The sequence below is a fragment of the Sphingopyxis indica genome (assembly GCF_900188185.1).
Lineage (GTDB): Bacteria > Pseudomonadota > Alphaproteobacteria > Sphingomonadales > Sphingomonadaceae > Sphingopyxis > Sphingopyxis indica.
Genome location: NZ_FZPA01000002.1, coordinates 202453 through 227151 on the forward strand (window position 1 = coordinate 202453; position 24699 = coordinate 227151).

The 24699-nt window shown below is 64.4% G+C and carries 20 protein-coding genes and 1 other RNA gene; 10 read left to right on the forward strand and 11 right to left on the reverse strand.

The window, feature by feature from the left end:
- Positions 1–12 precede the first annotated feature (12 nt).
- The 5 genes from CHB69_RS20040 to mscL form a co-directional block, all read right to left on the reverse strand.
- Complete coding sequence (locus CHB69_RS20040; RefSeq protein ID WP_170935444.1) at positions 13–168, reverse strand: hypothetical protein; 156 nt, start codon at positions 166–168, stop codon at positions 13–15.
- Positions 165–2501 (reverse strand): ATP-dependent Clp protease ATP-binding subunit ClpA, encoded by a 2337-nt coding sequence (gene clpA, locus CHB69_RS05265; protein ID WP_089214944.1) that lies wholly within the window; start codon positions 2499–2501, stop codon positions 165–167. Before clpA ends, CHB69_RS20040 begins: the two co-directional genes overlap by 4 nt.
- Positions 2502–2747: 246 nt before the next feature.
- Positions 2748–5573, reverse strand: a complete 2826-nt coding sequence (locus CHB69_RS05270) for a TonB-dependent receptor (protein WP_089214945.1) — start codon at positions 5571–5573, stop codon at positions 2748–2750.
- A gap of 721 nt (positions 5574–6294) precedes the next feature.
- Positions 6295–6651, reverse strand: a transfer-messenger RNA (tmRNA) gene (gene ssrA / locus CHB69_RS05275).
- A gap of 62 nt (positions 6652–6713) precedes the next feature.
- Positions 6714–7139 (reverse strand): large conductance mechanosensitive channel protein MscL, encoded by a 426-nt coding sequence (gene mscL / locus CHB69_RS05280; protein WP_089215088.1) that lies wholly within the window; start codon positions 7137–7139, stop codon positions 6714–6716.
- Between the two features lie 121 nt (positions 7140–7260).
- Between mscL and CHB69_RS05285 the strand changes: the two genes are divergently transcribed.
- The 4 genes from CHB69_RS05285 (at position 7261) to CHB69_RS05300 (ending at position 10314) form a co-directional block, all read left to right on the forward strand.
- Positions 7261–7857 carry a LemA family protein gene (locus CHB69_RS05285; protein ID WP_089214946.1) on the forward strand — a complete coding sequence of 199 codons (597 nt, stop codon included), beginning with the start codon at positions 7261–7263 and terminating at the stop codon, positions 7855–7857.
- Between the two features lies 1 nt (position 7858).
- Positions 7859–8698, forward strand: a complete 840-nt coding sequence (locus tag CHB69_RS05290; RefSeq protein WP_425442405.1) for a TPM domain-containing protein — start codon at positions 7859–7861, stop codon at positions 8696–8698.
- 12 nt (positions 8699–8710) lie between these two features.
- Positions 8711–9400, forward strand: a complete 690-nt coding sequence (locus tag CHB69_RS05295) for a TPM domain-containing protein (RefSeq protein ID WP_170935445.1) — start codon at positions 8711–8713, stop codon at positions 9398–9400.
- A 368-nt stretch (positions 9401–9768) separates the two neighbouring features.
- On the forward strand, positions 9769–10314 hold the full coding sequence (locus CHB69_RS05300; RefSeq protein ID WP_089214947.1) for an NUDIX hydrolase: 546 nt from the start codon (positions 9769–9771) through the stop codon (positions 10312–10314).
- A 133-nt stretch (positions 10315–10447) separates the two neighbouring features.
- Here CHB69_RS05300 and CHB69_RS05305 read toward each other — a convergent pair whose 3' ends face one another.
- From CHB69_RS05305 to carA, 5 genes are all read right to left on the reverse strand, one after another.
- Complete coding sequence (locus CHB69_RS05305) at positions 10448–11083, reverse strand: rhomboid family intramembrane serine protease (protein WP_089214948.1); 636 nt, start codon at positions 11081–11083, stop codon at positions 10448–10450.
- 13 nt (positions 11084–11096) lie between these two features.
- The gene (gene greA / locus CHB69_RS05310) at positions 11097–11573 is read right to left on the reverse strand and encodes a transcription elongation factor GreA (RefSeq protein ID WP_089214949.1); all 477 of its coding nucleotides are present in this window, start codon (positions 11571–11573) and stop codon (positions 11097–11099) included.
- A gap of 96 nt (positions 11574–11669) precedes the next feature.
- A complete protein-coding gene (carB, locus tag CHB69_RS05315) occupies positions 11670–15002 on the reverse strand; it encodes a carbamoyl-phosphate synthase large subunit (protein ID WP_089214950.1) in 3333 nt (1110 codons plus the stop codon).
- 3 nt (positions 15003–15005) lie between these two features.
- Complete coding sequence (locus CHB69_RS05320) at positions 15006–15833, reverse strand: hypothetical protein (protein WP_141133916.1); 828 nt, start codon at positions 15831–15833, stop codon at positions 15006–15008.
- The gene (carA, locus tag CHB69_RS05325) at positions 15820–17079 is read right to left on the reverse strand and encodes a glutamine-hydrolyzing carbamoyl-phosphate synthase small subunit (RefSeq protein ID WP_089214952.1); all 1260 of its coding nucleotides are present in this window, start codon (positions 17077–17079) and stop codon (positions 15820–15822) included. Before carA ends, CHB69_RS05320 begins: the two co-directional genes overlap by 14 nt.
- Positions 17080–17210: 131 nt before the next feature.
- Here carA and CHB69_RS05330 point away from each other — a divergent pair, with 131 nt between their 5' ends.
- The 4 genes from CHB69_RS05330 (at position 17211) to rpoD (ending at position 22173) form a co-directional block, all read left to right on the forward strand.
- Positions 17211–17663, forward strand: a complete 453-nt coding sequence (locus tag CHB69_RS05330; RefSeq protein ID WP_089214953.1) for a GatB/YqeY domain-containing protein — start codon at positions 17211–17213, stop codon at positions 17661–17663.
- Between the two features lie 120 nt (positions 17664–17783).
- Positions 17784–18176 (forward strand): endonuclease domain-containing protein, encoded by a 393-nt coding sequence (locus tag CHB69_RS05335; protein ID WP_089214954.1) that lies wholly within the window; start codon positions 17784–17786, stop codon positions 18174–18176.
- 64 nt (positions 18177–18240) lie between these two features.
- On the forward strand, positions 18241–20127 hold the full coding sequence (dnaG, locus tag CHB69_RS05340) for a DNA primase (RefSeq protein WP_089214955.1): 1887 nt from the start codon (positions 18241–18243) through the stop codon (positions 20125–20127).
- A gap of 36 nt (positions 20128–20163) precedes the next feature.
- On the forward strand, positions 20164–22173 hold the full coding sequence (rpoD, locus tag CHB69_RS05345; protein ID WP_089214956.1) for an RNA polymerase sigma factor RpoD: 2010 nt from the start codon (positions 20164–20166) through the stop codon (positions 22171–22173).
- Positions 22174–22264: 91 nt separating this feature from the next.
- On the opposite strand, the gene CHB69_RS05350 is transcribed toward rpoD, so the two are convergent.
- Positions 22265–22822, reverse strand: coding sequence for a hypothetical protein (locus CHB69_RS05350; RefSeq protein WP_141133917.1), 558 nt, complete (start codon positions 22820–22822; stop codon positions 22265–22267).
- An 86-nt stretch (positions 22823–22908) separates the two neighbouring features.
- Here CHB69_RS05350 and CHB69_RS05355 point away from each other — a divergent pair, with 86 nt between their 5' ends.
- Positions 22909–23982 (forward strand): winged helix-turn-helix domain-containing protein, encoded by a 1074-nt coding sequence (locus CHB69_RS05355; RefSeq protein ID WP_089214958.1) that lies wholly within the window; start codon positions 22909–22911, stop codon positions 23980–23982.
- Positions 23983–24292: 310 nt separating this feature from the next.
- The gene (locus CHB69_RS05360) at positions 24293–24586 is read left to right on the forward strand and encodes a PspC domain-containing protein (RefSeq protein ID WP_089214959.1); all 294 of its coding nucleotides are present in this window, start codon (positions 24293–24295) and stop codon (positions 24584–24586) included.
- Positions 24587–24699: the final 113 nt, after the last annotated feature.

Here is a 24699-nt window from a genome sequence, read left to right on the forward strand (position 1 = left end):
GTGGCGATGACCCTATTCGGCCAGCTTTTTCAGCGCAGATTGCCGCTTCTTCATAACGGCCCGTGCAACCGTCAACTGCTGATCCAATTCCGTTGACGCCAAGGCGCGCAAGATGTCGCGGTCCTCGGCCATACGCATCATGGCGCCTTGAGCGTCTTTCTTAATCACTCCGCCGCCTTCTCGGCCTTGCCCTTCGCCTTGCCCTTGCCCCCCTTGGGCGGTGCGGGGGTGATTTCGAAGGTCAGCGGGTTGCCGACCTTGGCATCCTCGCCCGCCTTCATCTTCACCTTGACCTCGCCGCCGTGGACGAGCTTGCCGAAGAGCAGTTCCTCGGCGAGCGGTTGCTTGATCTTTTCCTGGATCAGCCGGCCCATCGGGCGCGCGCCATAGAGCTTGTCATAGCCCTTCGCCGTCAGCCACTGACGCGCCGGATCGTCGAGCTGGATATGGACGTTGCGGTCGGCGAGCTGCAGTTCGAGTTCGAGGATGAACTTGTCGACGACGCGCGCGACGACCTCGGGCGGCAGATAGCCGAAGGGGACGATCGCATCGAGGCGGTTGCGGAATTCGGGGGTGAAGAGTGACTTCACCGCTTCCTCCTGCACATCCTCGCGCGTCGACTGGCCAAAGCCGATCGATTCGCGCGCCATGTCGCTCGCGCCCGCATTGGTCGTCATGATCAGGATGACGTTGCGGAAATCGACCGTCTTGCCGTGATGGTCGGTCAGCCGGCCATGGTCCATCACCTGCAGCAATATGTTGAACAGGTCGGGGTGCGCCTTTTCGATCTCGTCGAGCAGCAGCACGCAATGCGGATTCTGGTCGATCGCATCGGTGAGCAGCCCGCCCTGGTCATAGCCGACATAGCCCGGCGGCGCGCCGATCAGGCGGCTCACCGAATGGCGCTCCATATATTCGCTCATGTCGAAGCGCTGGAGCGGAATGCCGAGCAGGCTCGCGAGCTGCTTCGCCACTTCGGTCTTGCCGACACCGGTCGGGCCGCTGAACAGATAATTGCCGATCGGCTTTTCGGGATCGCGCAGCCCCGCACGCGACAGCTTGATCGCCGATGCGAGCACCTCGATCGCGGTATTCTGGCCGAACACGACGCGCTTCAGGTCGGTCTCGAGCGTTTCGAGCACCTTCTTGTCGTCGCTCGACACCGATTTGGGCGGGATGCGCGCCATCGTCGCGATCACCGCCTCGATCTCCTTCGCGGTGATCGTCTTGCGGCGCTTCGACGGCGGCACCAGCATCTGCATCGCGCCGACCTCGTCGATCACGTCGATCGCCTTGTCGGGCAGCTTGCGGTCGTTGATGTAGCGCGACGACAGCTCGACCGCCGCGTTGATCGCGTCGCTCGTATATTTGACATTGTGGTGGTTCTCGAACGCTTCGCGCAGCCCGGCGAGGATCTTCTTCGTATCCTCGATGCTCGGCTCGATCACGTCGATCTTCTGGAACCGGCGGAGCAGCGCGCGGTCCTTTTCGAAATGATTGCGAAACTCCTTGTAGGTCGTCGATCCGATGCAGCGGATCACCCCGCCCGAGAGGGCGGGCTTCAACAGGTTCGACGCATCCATCGCGCCGCCCGACGTCGCGCCCGCGCCGATCACCGTGTGGATTTCGTCGATGAACAGGATCGCGTGCGGCAGGCCTTCGAGCTCGGAGACGACCTGCTTCAGCCGTTCCTCGAAATCGCCGCGATAGCGCGTGCCCGCGAGCAGCGCGCCCATGTCGAGCGAATAGATCACCGCTTCCCTCAAGACCTCGGGCACGTCGCCCTCGACGATCTTGCGCGCGAGCCCTTCCGCGATCGCGGTCTTGCCGACGCCGGGATCGCCGACATAGAGCGGATTGTTCTTGCTGCGGCGGCAGAGGATCTGGATCGTGCGATCGACCTCGGCGCCGCGGCCGATCAGCGGATCGACCTTGCCGCCTTTCGCCTTTTCGTTGAGGTTGACGGTGAACTGGTCGAGCGCGGTCTCTTTCTTGTTCTTGGCGTCCGACTTTTCCTTCGCTTCCTCCTTCTCCTCGGGCTCGGCCTGCGGCGAGGGCTTGCCGCCCTTGCCGACGCCGTGGCTGAGGTAGGACACGGCATCGAGCCGCGTCAGATCCTGCTGCTGCAGGAAATAGACGGCATAGGATTCGCGTTCGGAAAACAGCGCGACGAGGACGTTGGCGCCCGTCACCTCATCCTTGCCCGACGACTGAACGTGCAGGATCGCGCGCTGGACGACGCGCTGGAAACCGCTGGTGGGGGAGGGGTCGCTGTGCCCCTCGACCTTCAGGCTGTCGAGTTCGGTGTCGAGATAGTGGACGACCGCCGATTGCAGGTCGTCGAGCGCGACGCCGCACGCGCGCATCACCTCGGCGGCGTGCTCGTCGTCGATCAGCGCATTGAGCAGATGCTCGAGCGTCGCATATTCGTGATGCCGCTCCGACGCGGCCTTCAGCGCATTGTGCAGGGTCTTTTCGAGGGACTCCGAAAAGGACGGCATGGGTCTTTCTCCTTGCGGGGACCGATCCGGGGAGAGGCGGCCCCCTCTAGGAACATAAGGTGGCGATGCCACCGCCCCGCCGCAAGGGAAAAGCGGTCGGCGGTGTGAAATTACGATGACAGCCTTGCTTCATGGTTAACGAAGGCTTGTCATTTTTCGAGCGGAACCCGGCGCAATCCACAAAAAGACGGTCGCCGCAAGGGACTGCGGCGACCGTCACCATACTGATCGTCGGGAGGGAAGCGATCAGAAATTGGCCGAAACGCCGAACTTCGCGGTCCAGCTATAATCCTCATATTGCAGCAGACGGCGGCGGCCCCCGAACTGCTGATAGGCGAAATAGGGGGCGTCGGTGACATTCACCCATTCGACGAAGACGCGCACGCCGGGCGTGACGCGATATTTGGCCGACAGGTCGAGCCGGAACTGGTCGGCGACGATCCGGTCTTCCTCGGCCACCCCGCCGATCTCGTCGAGATATTTGTCGCGATAGGTGCCGGCGGCGCGCAGCGACAGCGGTCCCTTTTCATAGCCGAGCACCGCGTTGAACGTGTTCTTCGACGAAGAGGGCAGCATGATCTCGCGCGGGTCCTCGATGTCGCCGTCGGCGAACACCGTGCCCTTCGCGTCGGTGTAGGTATAGTTGAACTGCGCTTGCAAACCGTCGAACGGTGCGGGCAGGAAATCGAAAACCTGATTATAGCTGAATTCGAAGCCCTTGACCGTCGCCTTGTCGCCGTTGATCGCGGTCGTCGCCTCGTCGAGCGTCACGCCATTGTAGACGACGTCCTCGAGCGTCTGGTCGACGATGTAGTTCTTGACGTCCTTGTAGAAGACCCCGGCCGAGACGGCAGCGTTGCTGCTGAAATAATATTCGGCGGCGAAATCGAGGTTCCAGGATTCATAGGGCTTGAGGTCGGGGTTGCCGAACTCGCCTTCATTATCCTCGATCACCGCGCGCGGCGCCAGCTTCGAAAGCTTGGGCCGCATCAGGCTCTTCGAACCGCTCGCGCGCAGCACGAGGTTCTGGACCGGTTCGTAGCGCACCGTCAGGCTGGGCAACCAGTCGGTATAGCTGCGGCGGAAGGTCTGCGGGGTGATCAGCACATCCTCGTCCTGGATCACTTCGCCTGCATCGTCCTCGATTTCGGGAATGAAGGTCAGGATGTTGCCGGTGATGCGGTTCCTGGTGCGCTCCATGCGCACCCCGCCGATGACGCGCAGCGTGTCGCTGTCCCAGCGGCCGAGCAGATAGGCGGCGGTCACATCTTCGTCGACGCTGTAATCCTCTTCGGCCGACGCCGATTTGGTGTCGAGCGGGTCGAGTTCGAAACTGCCGATATTATCGTCGAAGAAGTCGCGGAAGCCCGTCTTCGACAGCGTCGGCTCGATGATCGCGAGATCATAATCCTGCTCGCCCAGGAAATCGGCGAGCGTGATGTCGCCGTCGAACCCCTTATAGATGTCGAAAGTGCCGTTGTAGGACTTGGTGCGCCAGCGCTGCTTCGCGCCCGCCTGGATGGTGAAGTCGCCATTGTCCATCGCGAAGCTGCGCGCGATGTCCGCTTTCAGCGCGAATTCCTCGTCCTCCGAGTCCGACAGCGTGGTGCGCTCGACCTTGTCGAATTCATATTCGGTCGGATCGAGGAAGGCCGCCTGCCCCGCGGTGATCGTGTAGGGGATGTGCATGTCGCGCGCATAGTTGAACGATACGCCGAAATCGTCGCCATTCTCGAACACGCGCTCAAAACCGACGGGGTCGATCGAGCCATGTTCGGTCTCGCTCGATTTCGCCCAGCTGCCCGAATATTCGAGCTTCCACGGGCCGGTTTCGGTCTTGCCGCCGAGAACGAGCGAGCGGATGCGCTGCCGCTCGAAGCGATCCTTGAGGTCGCGCTGGACCGAGATTTCCTGATCCTCGTCCTCCGACGAGAAACCGACTGCATCGGCGTTGCCGCCGCGCGGGCCTTCCTCCATTTCGAAAGTCAGCCGGCGGCGATATTCCTGATCGTCGAACTGGCTGTAGAGGCCGCGCGCATAAAGCGTCGTCGTGTCGGCCGGACGGAAATCGAGGGAAAGCGACCCGCTGATCCGTTTCCGCTCGACGTCATAATCGCGATATTCGACCGTGTCGGCATAAACGAGCCCGTCGTCGGTCGTATCCCAGCCGTCGACCTCCTGATTGTTGGTCGCGAACTTGCGGCGATAGAAGCTGAGACCGCCGGCGATGCCGAAATTGTCGCCGAGCTTCTTCGAGAAATCGACGCTCCCCTTCGGCGACACGCTCTCGGTCAGGTCGTTGTAGCTGCCCTCGGCCTTGACCGCGAACAGGTCCTTCTTGCGGTCGAAGGCGCTGGTCGTCTTGATCTCGATCGACCCGCCCACCGCGTCGGCGTCCATGTCGGGGGTCAGCGACTTCTTGACCTCGATCGATTCGATGATGTCGCTGCTGATCACGTCGAGCGCGACCGAGCGAACGTCGCTCTCGGGCGCCGGCAGGCGGACGCCGTTTACCGACGAGGCGTTGAGCTCGGGATCGAGGCCGCGGATCGAGACGAAACGGCCCTCGCCCTGGTCGTCGAGCACGTTGACGCCCGGCAGGCGGCGCAGCGATTCGGCGACATTCTGGTCGGGGAATTGCCCGATCGCGTCGCGGGTCAGCACATTTTCGACGCCGTCGGCGGCGCGCTGGCGCGACAGGGCGCTCGCCTGATTTGCCGCCTGGCCGATGACGAGAATATCGCCGCCGCCGGCGCCCGACAGCGCAATATTGACCGTGATCCGGCCCGTTTCGGGAACCTCGACCGTCTGGCGCACCGGTTCGGCGCCGACATAGGTCGTCTCGAGCGTATAGGTGCCCGCGGGAACGTCGGCGAAACTGTAGCTGCCGTCGCGCGCGGTCGTCGTCGCGCGCCCGAGTTCGACGATGCGCACATTGGCCGCCTGCAGCGAGCGCGTGCCCGACGCATCGGCGACATTGCCCGCAAGCTCGCCCGCGTGCGCGATCGTCGCGATGGAAGTCCCCGCCAGCAACAATGCCAGCCCGCGCGCGACGCCGAATCCCTTGACCATGAAAGCCCCCTTTTTGAGTATCAATGGCGGGCTCGCTAGGGACGCTCGGTGACAGGGTGGCGTCGCACGGTTGACAGGTTGATGACGCTTGAAGGTCATTTCGGTGACAAGGCGGCCAAGCCCATGCCGCAGCGCAGCATTTCGGCCGGTCGATTTGCAGCGGAGGGTCGGGGAGGCCGAGAAAAGACAGGCCTATTTCGCTGGAGATGGGCGCCGGTGTCGCGCTTCGGCCGGTTGCTGCCCTGTTGATCATCGTCACCCCGGACTTGATCCGGGGTCCATGACTTCGGCGCTGCGGTGGATCCCGGATCAAGTCCGGGATGACGAAAGAGAGCAGGCGACCGTCCGCTCCCCACCCCAAGCCGGACATCCGCCGCAAAAAAACCGCTGTCCTACATTGTCCGGCTGTGCCAGCCTTCGTCTCGGCTCTTTCGATAGGTGGATAAAAGCGGTCACGGCCCGGCTTTACGGATACGGGCGCGAGCCGGCGTGGCATGTTCGCCGAACGCGACCCATCGGCGGCTGCACAAGGCTGAACTTTGCTGAACTTTGAAACGGCGAGGCGGACCCTGCCCGCGATAACCAAAGACGGCGATGGCAACTGGACACCCCGAAGCAGCCGTCGGCCGCCGACGCGCGATCGCGTCCTGCCGCATCGAAACACCGCCACAAAAGAAGGAAAGGTGGGACGATTCTGTTGCCCGGCTCGTCCCCAGCCGCTGGTATCCGATTCTGTTGCCCGGTTCGGTCCGAACCGCGTTCTATTTGTCTAACCTTAGGCCGTGAGGCTTATCGGTTAGGCAGCAAGAGCGAGTGCTTCGTTATCGTTAGCACTTATAGGTTTGAGCCTTTTACGGGTTACTCAGCCCGGAAGAAAACATCGTCTTTGAACACACGTCGATCCTGGTTCGGCCCCGTCAGAAGCCCGCGCGCCCCTTCTGGCAAACGCGGGTTTGTGGTGGAGCCGCCGGGTACTGCCCCCGGGTCCGCTGTGTCTATTCCACGACACCATTTATCCTCATAGCCGGCCGAAACCGGCACGACCCATATAGGAAGCCCGACCGCGCATGGAAAGAGCGCAAGCGGGCTTTTTGTCGCGGATACGCCACCGGCGCGGGGCGAGCCGCGCGGGCAAAGCGGCTATTTCCTGCGCAGTTCGTCGCGAATCTCGACGAGCAGGTCGACCTCGCTCGGCCCCGCGGGTGCCGGTGCGGCTTCCTCCTGCTTGCGCGTCATCCGGTTCACCGCGCGCACGAGCAGGAAGATGATGAAGGCGAGAATCAGGAAATTGATCACCGCGGTCAGAAAGGCGCCATAGCCGATCATCGCGACCCCCGCCTCTTTGAGTGCGGCATAGTCGCCTGGCGCGACACCCTCGGGAAGCGGGCCGAGGCGGATGAACTGGTTCGTAAAATCGGCACCACCGAAGATCGCGCCGACGATCGGCATGATGACATCTTCGGTCAGCGATTTGGTGATCGTCGCAAAGGCGCCGCCGATGATCACCCCGACGGCAAGGTCCATGACATTGCCCTTTGCGATGAATTCCCTGAATTCTGCCAGCATGTTAAAGCTCTCCTGCGCTTGGCTGCCGAGGCCCAAGGGTGCCGCGATGATTGCGCAAAGGCAAGCGGCATCCTATGTCCTGTATTGTTGCGGCAAAACGCCGCCGGAGGGAGATAAATCCATGAGCTTTCGTTCCGCCCGCTGGATGATCGTGCCCGTCGCGGCAGTGTCGCTGTCCGCCTGCGGCATCAACAGCGTTCCGACCAAGGAAGAGGCCGCCAAGGCGCAATGGGCGAATGTCGAGGCCGCGTACCAGCGGCGCGCCGACCTGATCCCCAACCTCGTCGAAACCGCAAAGGGCGCCGCGCAGATCGAGCAATCGACGCTCGAAGGCGTGATTCAGGCCCGCGCCTCGGCGACGCAGGTCAAGCTGTCGCCCGACGACCTCGAAGACCCGGCCAAGGTGCAGGCATTCCAGCAGGCGCAGGGCAATGTGTCGAGCGCGCTCGGCCGCCTGCTCGTGACGGTCGAAAAATATCCCGACCTCAAGAGCCAGGGGCGCTTTGCCGACCTGATGACCCAGCTCGAAGGCACCGAAAACCGCATCAACATCTCGATCCGCGACTATAACGCCGCGGTGCAGGATTATAACACGACGATCCGCACCTTCCCCGACATCATCGGCGCCAAGATCGTCCATGGCGCGAAGCCGATGACCCCGTACAAGGCGACCAGCCCCAACGCCAACGAGGCGCCCAAGGTCGACTTCGGGCAATAAGGTGGGCCTGAACGCCCTCACCCGCCCCTTCGCAGCAGTGGCGCTCTCCGTGGCGCTGCTGCTGCCGGGCGCACCCGCGGCGGCGCAGGATTTTCCCAAGCTGACCGGCCGCGTCGTCGATCAGGCGGACATCATCCCCTCCGACAAGGAAGCGAGCCTCACCGCGCAGCTCGCCGAGCTCGAAAAGACCAGCGGGCACCAGCTCGTCGTCGCGACGGTGAACAGCCTCGATGGCAATGACGTCGCCGACTATGGCTACAAGCTCGGCCGCGCGTGGGGGATCGGCGGCAAGGCGGAGAATGACGGAGTCGTCTTCCTGATCGCCCCGAACGAGCGGCGGATGAACATCTCGGTCGGCTACGGGCTCGAACCGGTGCTGACCGACGCGCTGTCGGGCCGGATCATCCGCGACGACATCACCCCCAAATTCAAGGACGGCGACTATCCGGGCGGCATCCAGGCCGGGGTCGATGCGATCGCCGAGCAGATCCAGCTTCCGCCCGAAGAGGCCGCCGCGCGCGCGCAGGCCGCCGCCGCCGAAGAACGCGACCGCGCCGACGACGGCAATATCGGCGGGCTGTTCTTTCTGGGCTTCATCGTCTTTTTCTTTTTCATCCTGCCGATGCTCACCGCCTTCGGGCGGCGCGGCAAGCGCCATCGCCGTCACCGGCCGTGGGGCGGCGCGCCGATCATCATCTGGGGCGACGACCATTGGGGCGGCGGTGGAGGCGGCGGCTCCTCGTGGGGGGGCGGCAGCTGGGGCGGCGGCGGTGGCGGCTTCGGCGGCTTTTCGGGGGGCGGCGGCAGCTTCGGCGGCGGCGGCGCCTCGGGCGGCTGGTAGGAGATCGAAGCGATGGCATTGAGGAAAGTCAGCCACGTCAGCGAAGCCGATCATCAGCGCGTCACCGACGCAGTGGCGGCGGCCGAGGCGCACACCGATGGCGAGATCGTCACGGTGATCGCGCGGCAGTCGAACGATTATGACGATGTCGCGCTCGTCTGGGCGAGCGCCATCGCCTTTCTCGCCATGTCGCTCGTTGCGCTCTGCCCCGAATTCTTCCGCGCCAAATATGACTGGCTGACCGGCGGCTGGGGGCACGAACTCACCGCGAACGAATGGCTCGGGATCGTGATCGGGCTCGGCGCGCTCAAATGGATCGGCGTCTGGCTGGTCCTGCTGTGGCGCCCGCTGCGCCTCGCCCTGACCCCGCGCGCCGTCAAGGCCGGCCGGGTGCGCGCCCGCGCGATCGACCTGTTCAAGGTCGGCACCGAGGCAAAGACGCTCGGGCGCACCGGCGTGCTGCTCTATGTCAGCCTGAAGGAGCATCGCGCCGATATCGTCGCCGACGAGGCGATCGCGTCCAAGGTCGCGCCGACGGTTTGGGGCGAGGCGATGGAAGCGCTGATCGACCGCATCCGCGCGGGCGAGCCCGGCGCGGGCATGGCGGAGGCGGTCACGCGCATGGGCGCCGTGCTCGCCGAACATTTCCCCAAGAGCGACGGCAATCCGAACGAATTGCCCGACCGGCTGATCGAACTGTAATACCAAGATGCAATGATCGCAACCTATGAGGACGGCCTTCTGGCGGTTTCCGGCAAGGAACGGCCGAAGGGGGCGATGGGTTCATCGGTCCGAGGGCGTGACGCTGTCCGGGAGCCGCCAGAAGGCCGCCCGCAGGGTTGCCAGTCCCGTCCGCTGGACTTCGTCGCAACGTCGCGGCGATGAACCACATCGCCGCTTCCGCTGCTCCTCGCCAGCAAACGGGACTGGAAATCCTCATAGGTTGCGATCATTGCATCTTGGTATAAGCCCTTCGTCATTGCGAGCGGCGAAGCCGCGCGGCAATCCAGCGTTGGCGCGCACCGCTCTGGATTGCGTCGCTTCGCTCGCAATGACGGATAGGAGATACCATGACCCGCCCCTCCCCCGACACCCCCATCGAAACGCCGTGGGAAGGCCGCTTCATCACCGTCAGGCAACAGGGCACATGGGAATATGTCGCGCGCTCGCGCGGCATCCACGCCGCGGTCATCCTGCCGATCGACGACGCGCCCGACGGCCGGCACGTCATTCTGGTCGAGCAATATCGCGTGCCGTTGAAGGTCAACTGCCTCGAGCTTCCCGCGGGCCTCGTCGGTGACGAAACGAGCGGCGAGGCGGCGGAGATCGCGGCCGAACGCGAGCTGGAGGAAGAGACGGGCTATGCCGCCGCGCACTGGCGCACGGTGGGCGAATTCTACAGCTCGCCGGGGATGGTGAGCGAGAGCTTTACATTGCTCGTCGCGACCGGGCTCACCCGGATCGGCCCCGGCGGCGGAGTCAGCGGCGAGGACATCATCGTCCACCGCGTCCCGCTCGACGGCATCGCCGATTTCGTCGCGGCGAAACGCAAGGAAGGCTGCGGGATCGACGTGCGCGTCGCGATGCTGCTCGCGGGCGGGTTGCTAAACCTTTGAGCCCCTCCTCTTCAGAGGAGGGGTTGGGGTGGTGGCGCGCCAGCGCGCGGGAGGCCCCGCACCACCCCGCTGCGACTAACGCGCAAAGCGCGTAAGTCTCGCTGCCCCTCCTCTGAAGAGGAGGGGGGAGCCGCTAGCGCGCGCCGAAGCGCCAGCGCAGCAGCGGGCGGGCGAGGACAAGGCCGGCGACAAAACCGCCGACATGCGCCCATATCGCGATCGAACCGAAACCGCCGCTCCCTGCGAAGCCGAGCAGCAATTGCACCCCGATCCACGCCGCGGCGAGCCACAGCGCGCGCACCCAATGGCTGGGAATCGGGCCGATCGCGCGCGTTTCGGACCGGCTGAAGATCAGCGCGAAGACCGCGATCAGCGCCGAAATCGCGCCGCTCGCGCCGATCATCGGCACCGCCGACTGCGGCCCCGACAGCCAGTGCGCAAGCGCGCCGGCATAGGCGCCCGCGACGAGCAGCACCGCGGTCGCCTTCGACCCCAGCGGCGCTTCGAGCTGACGCCCTATATAGAGCAGGACGACGAGGTTGAAGGCGATGTGCAGCACGCCGCCATGCAGGAAGGCGGCGGTGAGCGGCGTCAGCGCGAAGGGCACGAACGTCCCCGGCGGCAGGACCAGTTCGCTCCCCGCGCGCGCCGGAATGAACCCCGCGCGCACGATCGCGTCGACCTGAAATCCCGTGATCGACAGCAGTATGAAAAGGACGACGCAGGCGAGCGCATAGCCCGTGACCAGCGGCGCGGCCTGCGCTTTCATCGCCTGCCGTCCCTCAGAGGAACTCGATCTTCGTCACCAGATAATATTTGTCGCCCGCGGGCACGGTGACCTCGATCTCGTCGTCGACCTTGCGCCCGATCAGCGCGCGGCCGAGCGGCGAGTTGTAGCTGATCTTGCCCGCCTTGGCATCGGCTTCGGCCTGGCCGACGATCTGATATTTGACCGGCTTGTCGTCCTCGTCGGCGAGCGTCACGGTCGCACCGAACACGATGCGGTCGCCCGACAGCGTCGAGGGGTCGATGATCTGCGCGCGCGACAGCTTGTCCTCGAGGTCGCCGATCGAGGCTTCGACCTGGCCCTGACGCTCTTTCGCGGCGTGATATTCGGCATTTTCGCTAAGGTCGCCGTGCGCGCGGGCTTCCTCGATCGCATCGACGATCTGCGGTCGCTCGGCCTTGAGAGCGGCGAGCTGCGCGCTCAGCTTCTCATAGCCTTCTGCCAGCATCGGCACCTTTTCAACGCTTGCCATTATCCTGTTGTCCTTCGTCAATAATCCAGCACCAGCGAAGCTTCGCCGGGCGGCCAGGCCGCTGTTTCCGTCAATGTCGGGGAGTGGAGCGGTGCCTCAATAATAGTCCTGAAGCGGCTTCACTTCAAGGGACCGTGCGCGCAGCGCCCCGATCGCCTCGGCCGCCGCCTCGCTCGCTGCGGCGGTCGTATAATAGGCGATGTCGGCGGCGAGCGCCGAAGCGCGGATCGACTGCGAATCCTGCAAGCTCTGCCATCCCTCGGTGGTGTTGAAGATCAGCTGGACGTCGCCGTCCTTGATCCGGTCGACGATGTGCGGGCGCCCTTCGGCGACCTTGTTCACGCGCTCGACCGCGATTCCCTGCCCCGCCAGATAGTCGGCGGTGCCGCCGGTCGCGATCACCTGCCACCCCCAGTCGGCGAGCTTCCTCACTGCGGGCACGATGCGCGGCTTGTCGCTGTCCTTGACCGACACGAACAGCCGTCCGTCGGTCGGCAGGCGGTCGCCCGCGCCGAGCTGCGCCTTCGCAAAGGCAAGGTTGAAATCGCTGTCGATTCCCATGACTTCGCCGGTGGACTTCATCTCGGGGCTGAGCACCGGGTCGGTGCCGGGAAAGCGCGCGAAGGGAAAGACCGCCTCTTTCACCGCAACATGCTTGATGTCGCGGTTGATCTTCGGCAGGTCGGCGAGCTTCTCGCCCGCCATCACCCGCGCCGCGATCTTGGCGATCGGCGATCCGACCGCCTTGGCGACGAAGGGCACCGTGCGGCTCGCGCGCGGGTTGACCTCGATCAGATAGACTTCCCCGTCCTTCACCGCATATTGCACGTTCATCAGCCCGCGCACGCCAAGCGCGCGCGCGAGCGCGTCGGTCTGGCGCTCGATCTCGGCGATGATGCCGGCGGGCAGGCTGTAGGGCGGGATCGAGCAGGCGCTGTCGCCCGAATGGACGCCGGCTTCCTCGATATGCTGGAGCACGCCCGCGACGACGACATCGGTTCCGTCGCACAGCGCATCGACGTCGACCTCGATCGCGTCGCGCAGATAGCGGTCGATCAGCACCGGCGAATCCCCCGACACCTGCACCGCGGTCTCGATGTAGTTTTCGAGCTGCGCCTGGTCGTCGACAATCTCCATGGCGCGGCCGCCGAGGACATAGCTCGGCCGGGTGAGCACCGGATAGCCGATGCGCGACGCGACCGCGATCGCTTCCTCGCGGCTGCGCGCGATGCCATTCTCGGGCTGCTTCAGGCCCAGCCTGTTGACGAGCGCCGCAAAGCGTTCGCGGTCTTCGGCGAGGTCGATCGCGTCGGGCGAGGTGCCGAGGATCGGGATGCCCGCTTCCTCGAGCGCGCCCGCGAGCTTGAGCGGCGTCTGGCCGCCGAACTGAACGATCACCCCGGCGAGCGTGCCCTTCGACATTTCGACGTGCAATATTTCGAGCACATCCTCGACGGTCAGCGGCTCGAAATAGAGGCGGTCCGACGTGTCATAGTCGGTCGACACCGTCTCGGGGTTGCAGTTGACCATGATCGTTTCATAGCCCGCATCCTCGAGCGCGAAGCAGGCGTGACAACAGCAATAATCGAACTCGATCCCCTGCCCGATCCGGTTCGGCCCGCCGCCGAGGATCACGACCTTCTTGCGGTCGGACGGATTGGCCTCATTCTCCGCCTCGCCAAAGCTCGGCGCTTCATAGGTCGAATAGAGATAGGGGGTCTGCGCCTGGAATTCGGCGGCGCAGGTGTCGATCGTCTTGTAGACCGGCCGCACGCCGAGCTTGTGGCGCAGCGCGCGCACCTCGGCCTCGGTAACGCCGCCGGTCATCGCCTTGACCGTTTCGTGGATCAGCCCGGTGCCGTGCGCGACGCCGCGCGCGCCATTGCGCAGATGCGCCGACTGGAGCGCCAGATAGGCGAGGCGCTTGTCCGAAAAGCCCATCGCCTTCAGTTTGCGCAGCCCCGCCGCGTCGCGCGGCAGGCCGTCCTTCATCACCGCATTTTCGGCGGCGACGATCTCCGCGATGCGCTCGAGGAACCACATGTCATAGCCCGCGATGCGGTTGATCTCTTCGAGCGCCAGCCCTTCGCGGATCGCCTGCGCGGCGTTGAGCAGCCGGTCGGGGGTGCGCCGCGCGAGCTCGCTCTTGAGCTGCTCGTGGCTCGCGCCGACCAGCCGGTCGACGAAGTTGAAGCCCGACAGCCCCGTTTCCAGCCCGCGCAGCGCCTTTTGCAACGATTCATGGATCGTGCGCCCGATCGCCATCACCTCGCCCACCGACTTCATCGCGGTCGACAGCAGGGGTTCGGACCCCTTGAACTTTTCAAAGGCGAAGCGCGGGATCTTGGTGACGACATAATCGATCGTCGGCTCGAACGACGCCGGGGTGACGCCGGTGATGTCGTTCATGATCTCGTCGAGCGTGTAGCCGACCGCGAGCTTCGCCGCGACCTTGGCGATCGGGAAGCCCGTCGCCTTCGACGCAAGCGCCGACGACCGCGACACGCGCGGGTTCATCTCGATCACGATCAGGCGGCCGTCCTTCGGATTGACCGCGAACTGGACGTTCGACCCGCCGGTTTCGACCCCGATCTCGCGCAGCACCGCGATGCTGGCGCCCCGCATGATCTGATATTCCTTGTCGGTCAGCGTCAGCGCCGGGGCGACGGTGATGCTGTCGCCGGTATGGACGCCCATCGGATCGACATTCTCGATCGAACAGATGATGATGCAATTGTCCTTGCGGTCGCGCACCACCTCCATCTCATATTCTTTCCAGCCGAGGAGCGATTCCTCGATCAGGACCTCGGTGGTGGGCGAGGCGATCAGGCCGCCGCGGACGATATGCTCGAACTCCTCGCGGTTATACGCGATGCCGCCGCCGGTGCCGCCGAGCGTGAAGCTCGGGCGGATGATCGCGGGCAGGCCGGTGCGTTCGAGCACCGCAAACGCCTCGTCGAGCGTGTGCGCGACGCCCGAGCGCGCGCTTTCGAGCCCGATCTTGTCCATCGCGTCGCGGAACTTCTGCCGGTCCTCGGCCTTGTCGATCGCCTCGGCATCCGCGCCGATCATCTCGACGCCATATTTCGCAAGCGTGCCGTCCTGCGCGAGCGCGAGCGCGGTGTTGAGCGCGGTCTGCCCGCCCATCGTCGGCAGCACCGCCCAGCCACCCGGAAACGCGGCGGTCTCCTTTTCGATGATCTTCGCGACGATCTCGGGCGTGATCGGCTCGACATAGGTCGCGTCGGCAAGGTCGGGATCGGTCATGATCGTCGCCGGGTTGGAGTTGACGAGGACGATGCGATAGCCCTCCTCCTTCAGCGCCTTGATCGCCTGCGTCCCCGAATAGTCGAACTCGCATGCCTGACCGATAACGATCGGGCCGGCGCCGATGACGAGGATGGATTGGATGTCGGTTCTTTTGGGCATTATCTATTTAGTTCCAAAGATTTTGATTAACTCGGCCACCAGCTGAGACGCTAAAGCGCCGATCGCTTCTTTCTCATATCGCTTCGCCAAGAATGTCAGCGTTTCGACGAGCGCTAACTGCAGAAGATAAACGCGAGCACAACCTGCTCGGATTAGTTCTCGCCCCGCCTTCAGTTGGCCCAGAATCTGTTCTCGCAATCCAGGCGTCTGATCAATCGAATTTTCCTTCGATACTAGATCGATAATCTCCGTCGATTTTTTGCTAAGGCTCTCAACCTGATTGTGGGAAAATTGGACTACTCGATCACTAGCGAACGCTCGGTCGCTGTGTTCCAACCGAAGTGCCTCTAACGCATCTTCGTCCATCTGACGCAAAGCCTCCATTGCGTCAAAAATGTAGTCCTCACCGTTACGGGCATAAGCGCAGAGAATGCGGAGAGAGGATCCATAACTCTTTAATTCGTCAAAACCCTCGCTCTTATCCTCATCACTGACCTCGTCCTTGAAGTAATAGGTGAAATTGTCGTCATTTACTGTCCAGTATCCGCCGGTGGCTGGGCTATGCTCCAAATCAGATATTGCAAAATACTCCAGCGCCTCCAGGACCGATTCAACCTCAGACGAATCAGCCCGAAAGGCGAATCTCTCCCAAATGAGGTCCGCAATTTTTTTCGCAGATCCCGCGCATCGACCGAGCTTCTTCGCTCGAATTGTTCGACGCCCGCTATCCTCCGCTTCAATTTGGATCATGGCAGCAGCCAAATATTGCTCTAACGCGTTCAACTCAGCAGCCCCCGTAAGAGAAAAATACCAGCAATCACTCCAACCCACCCACAAACTTCTCGAACAGATAGAAGCTATCCTGCGGCCCCGGGCTCGCTTCGGGGTGATATTGCACGCTGAACGCCTTCTTCCCCGTGATCGCGATGCCGCAGTTCGATCCGTCGAACAGGCTCTTGTGCGTCTCGACCACGCCCGCGGGCAGCGTCGAGGCGTCGACAGCGAAGCCGTGGTTCATGCTGGTGATCTCGACCACGCCGTCTTCCGCGCGCTGCACCGGATGGTTCGCGCCGCGGTGGCCCTGGTGCATCTTCACCGTTTTTGCCCCCGCCGCGATCGCGAGCATCTGGTGGCCGAGGCAGATGCCGAAGATCGGCACGTCGCGCTCCAGCAGCCCCCGGATCACCGGCACCGCATAGGCGCCCGTCGCCGCGGGGTCGCCGGGGCCGTTCGACAGGAACACCCCCGCGGGTTCGAGCGCGAGCACTTCGTCGAGGCTCGCGGTCGCGGGCACCACGGTGACGCGTGCGCCGGCCTTCACCAGATTGCGGAAGATATTGTCCTTCGCGCCATAGTCGACCGCGACGACATGGGGGCGATCATCTCCCCTCCCGCTTGCGGGAGGGGTCGGGGGAGGGCCTGTTTCGGTGGAGGCGGAGGTCGACATGCCCTCCCCTAGCCCCTCCCGCAAGCGGGAGGGGGACTGGTAGCCCTTGCCCAATTCCCATGTCCCCGCGTCCCAGTCGCCGATGTCGCCGCGGCTGACCTCCTTCGCCAGATCCATCCCCTCGAGCCCCGGCCAGCCGCGCGCCATGGCGAGCAGCTCGTCGATATCGAACTTGCCGTCCGCGCTGTGCGCGATCACCCCGTTCGGCGCCCCCGCATCGCGGATGCGCCGCGTGAGCGCGCGCGTGTCGATGCCGGCGAGGCCGATCAGCCCTTGCGATTCCATCCATTCGGGCAGCGGCATATGGCTGCGGAAATTGCTGGGCGCGGTCGGCAGCTCGCGCGTGATCGCGCCGATCGCCGCACGCCGGTCGCGCTCGACATCCTCGGGGTTCGCGCCGACATTGCCGATATGCGGAAAGGTGAAGGTGACGATCTGCCCCGCATAGCTCGGATCGGTCAGTATCTCCTGATAGCCGGTCATCGAGGTGTTGAAGCAGATTTCGCCGACCCCGGCGCCGGTCGCGCCATAGCCCTGCCCCCAGACGATCGTGCCGTCGGCAAGGACAAGGACGCCCGTTGCGCCGGCGGGCTGGGTTTCGGGCGTGGCTTTGGGCGTGGCGGGGGCCATTTTTGATGCTCCGGTCGGAAGGCTAAACGGCCGACCAACTAGTAAGCAAAAAAGTGATTCACAAGCTATCGGATTATGAATCTTGTCGCTAAAGAGACTTCTTTCCGAAATGGCAGCGCATGGGGACACGCATGATTCGCGATGACATCAAGGCTGCGCAGGTCGCCGCGATGAAGGCCGGCGACAAGGCGCGGCTGGGCACGATCCGGCTGATGCTGGCGAAGATCAAGGACCGCGACATCGAACTGAGGACCGGCACCGCGCCCGCCGACGACGATGTGCTGGTCACCGATGTCCTGCAAAAGATGGTCAAGCAGCGCCGCGAATCGATCGCGATGTACGAACAGGGCGGCCGCCAGGAACTCGCCGACGCCGAAGCCGCCGAGGTCGCGGTGATCGAGGATTTCCTGCCCGCGCAGATGGGCGAGGACGAAGCCAAGGCCGCGATCGCGGCGATCGTCGCCGAACTCGGCGCAGCGAGCGTCAAGGACATGGGCCGCGTGATGGCGGCGGTGAAGGAACGCCACGGCAGCCAGCTCGACATGAGCAAGGCGAGCGCGTGGGTGAAGGGGGCTTTGGGCTGAGCTTCCGGCAAGCGCTGTCCTCCCTTGGCCCTGCTCGCAAGCGGGAAGGGAGCAACGGCAGCGATCTTACTTCTCCCCTCCCGCTTGCGGGAGGGGTCGGGGGTGGGCATACGCCCTAGGATGGACGGACAGTTTCAGCCCCGCGACACGCCGCGCGCCAGGGAGTTGCGCAACGCCGCCACGCCAGCCGAGCGAACGCTGTGGCGCTGCCTATCGCGACGAAAAGTCGCTGGTTGGAAATTCAGCCGCCAAATGCCCGTCGGCCCCTATTTTGCCGATTTCCTTTGCCGCGAAGCCCATTTGGTCATCGAACTGGACGGACATTCGCACGACATGCGCCAAACCCATGACGTACATCGCGACAATTGGCTGACGGAAAGCGGCTACCGAGTCCTTTGCTTTACGAACAGCGATGTGATGGGAAATATAGACGGCGTGGTGCGCGAGATCGAGCGGCAGCTTGCCCATCTGCCCACCCCTAACCCCTCCCGCAAGCGGGAGGGGGACATATGACCGCGAACGTGACTCTTCTCCCCTCCCGCTTGCGGGAGGGGTTGGGGGTGGGCATGCCACGCTGATGACCCTCACCCCCCAATGGCTCGACGAACTGCGTTCGCGCATCACCCTGTCGACCCTCATCGGCCGCACGGTGAAGATCACCCGCGCGGGCCGCGAGTATAAGGCGTGCTGCCCCTTCCATAACGAGAAGACGCCCAGCTTCACGATCAACGACGAGAAGGGATTCTATCACTGCTTCGGCTGCGGCGCGCATGGCGATGCGATCCGCTGGATGACCGACCAGCGCGGGCTGTCGTTCATGGATGCGGTGAAGGAGCTCGCGGGCGAGGCGGGGATGGATGTTCCCGCGCCCGACCCGCGCGCGGCGAAAAAGGCCGAGGCGCAGGCGAGCCTGCGCGACGTGACGCAGGCGGCGGCGGAATGGTTCGTGCAGCAGCTCGACAGCGCGAACGGCGCGCCCGCGCGCGACTATTTGGCGAAGCGCGGCATATCGGAGGCGACGCGGCGCGCCTTCGGCTTCGGCCTTGCGCCAGGCAGCCGCACCGCACTCAAAGAGGCGCTCAAGAAATTCCCGACCGCGATGCTCGTCGAGGCGGGCATGCTGATTTCGGTCGACGACAAGGAGCCCTATGACCGCTTTCGCGGGCGCCTGATGATCCCGATCCGCGACGCGCGCGGGCGGGTGATCGCCTTTGGCGGGCGCATTCTCGGCGATGGCGAGCCTAAATATCTGAACTCGCCCGACACGCCCTTGTTCGACAAGGGGCGCACGCTCTTCAACATCGACAAGGCGAGCCCCGCGTCGCGGCAGACGAACCGCATCATCGTCGTCGAAGGCTATATGGACGTGATCGCGCTCGCCGAGGCGGGGATCGCCGACGCGGTCGCGCCGCTCGGCACCGCGCTGACCGAGAATCAGCTAGGAATGCTCTGGCGGATGGTGCCCGTCCCGGTCCTGTGCTTCGACGGCGACGCCGCGGGGCAAAAGGCGGCGATGCGCGCCGCGACACGCGCACTCCCCCTCCTCCGCCCCGGCTTCAGCCTTGCCTTCGCGACGCTGCCGGCAGGGCAGGACCCCGACGACCTCGTCCGCGCGAAGGGTGCCGAGGGCTTTGCCGCGATCCTCGAGGAGGCGCAGCCGCTCGTCGAGCGCCTGTGGGCGCACGAGGTCGCGGCGGCGCCGCTGACGACGCCCGAGGAACGCGCGGCGCTCAAGACGCGGCTGCTCGCCCACGCCGATGCGATTCAGGACCCCGACGTTCGGCACCATTATCGCGAGGCGTTTCGCGAACGGCTCGATGCGCTGTTCGCGCGCGCCCGGCCCGAGCGCGGCCCGCGCGTGCCGTGGGCGCCTTCGGGACACCAGCGCGGCGGCGGACGGCGCTTCCTTCCCGACCCGCGATTGCAACCTCCGGGGGCAGAAACGCGTTCGATCGGCGAAGCCGGCATCGCCGCGCCTTATATCGCGGCGCTGATCGGCGGATTGCTGCGCTATCCCGAAGCGCTGGCGCGGCACGAGGAGGAGTTGTCGCGGCTGACGATCGGCAATCCGGCCGACGCCGAATTGCTCGCGGCGATGCTTGACAACGCAATCGCTCAGGAAGGGCTTGATTGCGAGGGGTTGCTTGCCATATTGGAGCCGATGAAAGTGTATAATAGGGCGACGACGCTGCTCAGAGCCGATGGAATGCACTTCTCGTTCACTCGACGGCTGGAAGACGGCGAAGGGGCCGATGCGGCGCGGGAAACCGCGCTTCGCGACCTCGACGAATATATCGGCGTGCTGGTGACCCAGCCGGAAATCCGTGCGCGGCTCGCAGAAGCAACCGCGGATTATATGCGCACGATGGACGACGAAGGCCATGCGCGACAGCAGAAACTGCGCGCGATGGACGAGGATTTGACCCGCCGGCTGGCTGCGCTGACCGAAAACAGCCAGCGCTGATGAATTTGCGATTTGCCCTTTAGGCAGGAAGAATAGATGGCCACCAAGACCAACGCCGAAACCGATGCTCCGCTGATCGACCTCAACGAAGCCGACGTCAAGAAGCTGATCGCGCGCGGCAAGAAGCGCGGCTACCTCACCTATGACGAATTGAACGAGGCGCTGCCGCAGGACCAGATGTCGTCCGAGCAGATCGAGGACATCATGTCGGCGATCTCCGACATGGGCGTGAACATCGTCGAAAGCGACGAGGACGTCCAGGAAGAGGCCGAGCAGGAAACCGACGACGAGGTCGACGTCTCCGCCGGCACGGGGTCGGTGTCGAACCCCGCGGTCGAGAAGAAGAAGGAAACGGTCGACCGCACCGACGACCCGGTGCGCATGTATCTGCGCGAGATGGGCGCGGTCGAACTGCTCAGCCGCGAAGGCGAAATCGCGATCGCAAAGCGCATCGAGGCGGGCCGCGACACGATGATCCTCGGCCTGTGCGAAAGCCCGCTGACCTTCAACGCGATCATCGAATGGTCGAACGCGCTCAACAATGGCGACATGCAGCTGCGCGAAATCGTCGATTTGGAAGCGATGCTGACCAAGGATCCGGCGCCCGAAAACCTCGATGAAGAGGAAGAGGGCGACGGCGAGATCAGCGAAAAGACCGCGGGCGTCTCGTTCAAGGACGACGACGAGGTCGAGGACGAGCCCGAAGCCGATGGCGACGACGAGGACGGCGAAGGGTCGGCCAAGAAGCGCGAGGGCTTCGACGACGACGATGAGGACAATACGCTGAGCCTCGCCGCGATGGAGGAATTGCTCAAGCCCGACGCGCTCGAGAAATTCGCGGCGATTACCAAGAGCTTCAAGGCGTTCCAGAAGCTGCAGGACGCGCGGCTCGAGGCGCTGTCGGCGGGCGAGGAATTTCCCGCGGCGTCGGAAAAGAAATATCACAAGCTGCGCGAAGAACTGACCGCGCAGGTCGAAAGCGTGCAGTTCCACGGCACCAAGATCGAATATCTGGTCGACCAGCTCTACAGCTACAACCGCCGCCTGACCGCGCTCGGCGGCCAGATGCTGCGCCTCGCCGAGCGCCACAAGGTGCCGCGCAAGTCGTTCCTCGACCATTATATCGGCCGCGAACTCGAAGAGAATTGGCTCGACGAAGTCGGCGGGATCGACAAGAAATGGGCCGCCTTCGCCGAAAATGAGGCCGCCGCGGTCGACCGCATCCGCACCGAGATCAGCGAGATCGCGCAGGCCGCGGGCATGAGCCTGGCCGAGTTCCGCCGCGTCGTGAACATGGTCCAGAAGGGCGAGCGCGAGGCGCGCATCGCCAAGAAGGAAATGGTCGAGGCGAATCTGCGCCTCGTCATCTCGATCGCCAAGAAATATACGAACCGCGGGCTGCAGTTCCTCGACCTGATCCAGGAAGGCAATATCGGCCTGATGAAGGCGGTCGACAAGTTCGAATATCGCCGCGGCTACAAGTTCAGCACCTATGCGACCTGGTGGATTCGCCAGGCGATCACCCGCTCGATCGCCGACCAGGCGCGCACGATCCGTATCCCGGTCCACATGATCGAGACGATCAACAAGCTGGTCCGTTGCAGCCGCCAGTTCCTGCACGAGAGCGGCCGCGAGCCGACGCCGGAGGAAATGGCCGAGCGCCTGTCGATGCCGCTCGAAAAGGTGCGCAAGGTGATGAAGATCGCCAAGGAGCCGATCTCCCTCGAAACGCCGATCGGCGACGAGGAAGACAGCCACCTCGGCGATTTCATCGAGGACAAAAATGCGATCATCCCGGTCGACGCCGCGGTGCAGTCGAACCTCAAGGAAACGGTCACCCGCGTCCTCGCCTCGCTCACCCCGCGCGAGGAGCGCGTCTTGCGCATGCGCTTCGGCATCGGGATGAACACCGACCATACGCTCGAAGAGGTCGGGCAGCAGTTCAGCGTGACGCGCGAGCGCATCCGCCAGATCGAGGCGAAGGCGCTGCGCAAGCTGAAGCACCCGTCGCGGTCGCGCAAGATGCGATCGTTCCTCGACCAGTAAACCTCCGTCGCCCCCGCGAAGGCGGGGGCCGCAGTCGGCCTTGCGCCACATCTCCAGCGGCCCCCGCCTTCGCGGGGGCGACGGCTGATTTTCAGCGCCCTTCCCTGCTTGCCCGGTGGAACAGCGCTGCCGCGACCAGCCACATCGCCGCGAAAAAGCCGCAAAGCACAAGCGCGCCGGCGGTGCCGCGGGGCTCGTTTGCGGCCGAGGGTGCGGTCGCGATCGCAAGGGCGAGCAGTCCCTGCATCACGGCCGTGCCGAACATCGCGCGCGCCATGCCGTCGGGACGGAGCCGTGCCGCGAACGCGCCGACCGCCGACGCCATAACGAGCAGGAAAAAGCTGAAATTGATCGGATTGTCCTCTCCCAATATGCCCACCGCCAGATTGATCCAGACCAGCAGGAAGGAGACCACAAGTGCGGTGGCGACGCCGCCTCGATAGGCGAGGCTCGGCCACAGGCGCGCTGTGCGTTCATAAGCGAGAATGGGACCAAAGATCATAACCCCGGCCAGCAGAAAGGCGGCCGGCCCCCAATGCCAGTCGTCTCTGACCTGCATCATCACCGCCGGCGTCAGTAACAGCGCTGTCGCCATCCCCCAGCGCGCAGCGCGCCAGCCGTTCCACCCAATTCGCACTTTGCCGTCCATGGACTTGCCTCCTTCGATATTTGCGGCTTTATCCTACGCTGCCGGCCGATGAACGGCATGAGCAGTTCGTGAGATTTTGCTGAAAAATGGATCCGGGCCGCTATCAGTTCGACGATTTCACGGTCGATCCCGCCGGCCGCAGCCTGTGCCGGTCGGGCGCTGCCGTCGAGCTCGGCAACCGCTATTTCGACGCGCTTTGGCTGCTGCTGCGCGAGCACGGGCGGCTCGTAACCAAGGACCGCTTCATGGCCGAGGTGTGGCACGGCGTGCCCGTCACTGACGAAGCCCTGACGCAGTGCATTCGCGCACTGCGCCGCCTGCTCGGCGACGATGCGGGAAACCCGCGTTTCATCGAGACAGTGCCCAAGCATGGCTATCGCTTCATCGGCGCGGTCGAAGTCGTAGAGGGTAACACTCGCGCCCGAGCGGCCTTCCAAATCTCCCCAAACCGATGGGCGGATGCGCTGAAAGCCGCCGCAGCGGCCACGATGGGCGGGGGTGTCGCCGGTGTGCTCGGCGGCCTGTTCTATGGCTTCGGCATCGGAATCGGGGCCCCGATGGGCGGCACGTCGGTCCTGTTCGTCCTGCTCGCGATCAACATGACTGTCGGGCTGACCGCCGGAGCCGGCGTCGGCGCGGGAATTGCGGCGGCGGAATTCGCGCCCGACCGGCGCTGGCAATGGACGGTGCTGGGCAGCGCGGTCGGCGGCCTGATGACCGGCGGCGCCGCAAGACTTGTCGGTCTCGATGCCTTCGCGCTGCTGCTCGGCCGGTCGCCGGGCGATATGACCGGCGCATCGGAGGGCCTGATATTGGGTGCGGCCGTCGGCTTCGCTGCTTGGGCGGCACGACGCCGCATGCTGACGCTGTCGGGGAGCGCCGCCCTCGGCGGGCTGGTCGCCGCCGCGGCGGGCATCGCCATTTCGCTTTCGGGCGGGACTTTTCTTGGCGGCAGCCTCGATTTCCTTCTCCGGCGCTTTCCCGAATCGCGCGTCCGGCTCGACGCGATCGGCGCGCTTTTCGGCGAGGAGGGTTTCGGGCTGGTCAGCAAGACCGCCACCTCGGGCATCGAATGCCTGCTCTTCGGGGCCTGCGTCGTCGGAGCGATGTTTTTCGCGCGCCCGGCAACGATCGGCGCAATGCGTCGCGGGGCGCTCTGAACCGGGCAAAAGCTTGCCGCGATACTGCGTCGCGCAATTTTTCGCGCCTCTCTTTGAATCTTCATATTTCTTCGTCACATAGCGCGCATCGGGGCGATGCGCGGGCTTCATCGCCCGTTCAGGCGCTACCCATCAAATGGCGATCATTCCCACCCATTGGGAATTGATTCACGAGAAATGAGGGGCAGCCTGTCGAGGCGAGACGGGAAAAACCCGGAAATTCGAGGGGTTGCAAAAATTGGCACGGCCTTTGCGATGCTTCCGGCATCGGTGCGGGACACTGCTCGCAGCCAAAGGGAAAGACGAAAAGATGCAGAACGAAACCACCAATCTCTTCCGCCGCCGCGACACCTTCTTCGGGATCTGCGAGGCCGTGGGCCAGGACTTCGGCTTCAACCCGCTGTGGCTCCGCCTCGCGTTCATCGCGCCGCTCTTCTTCTTCCCCGTGCAGACCTTCATGGCCTATTTCCTGCTCGGCGGCGTCGTGCTCGCCGCGCGCCTGCTCTTTCCGGCGCGCAAGGCCGAAGCCGCGCCCTCGGCGATGACCGCGATCGAAGGCGACGCACCCGCCGAAAAGCGCGACGAAATGGCGCTCGCCGCCTGACATTATTGCCGGATTGCCGGGGCCGGCGGGCATCCCTCTCCCCGCTACGCCGCCCCGGCCTTTTTGCGGCCTTCCATCCGCGGGCCGCATCGAAAGGACCGGCTGGCCAGATA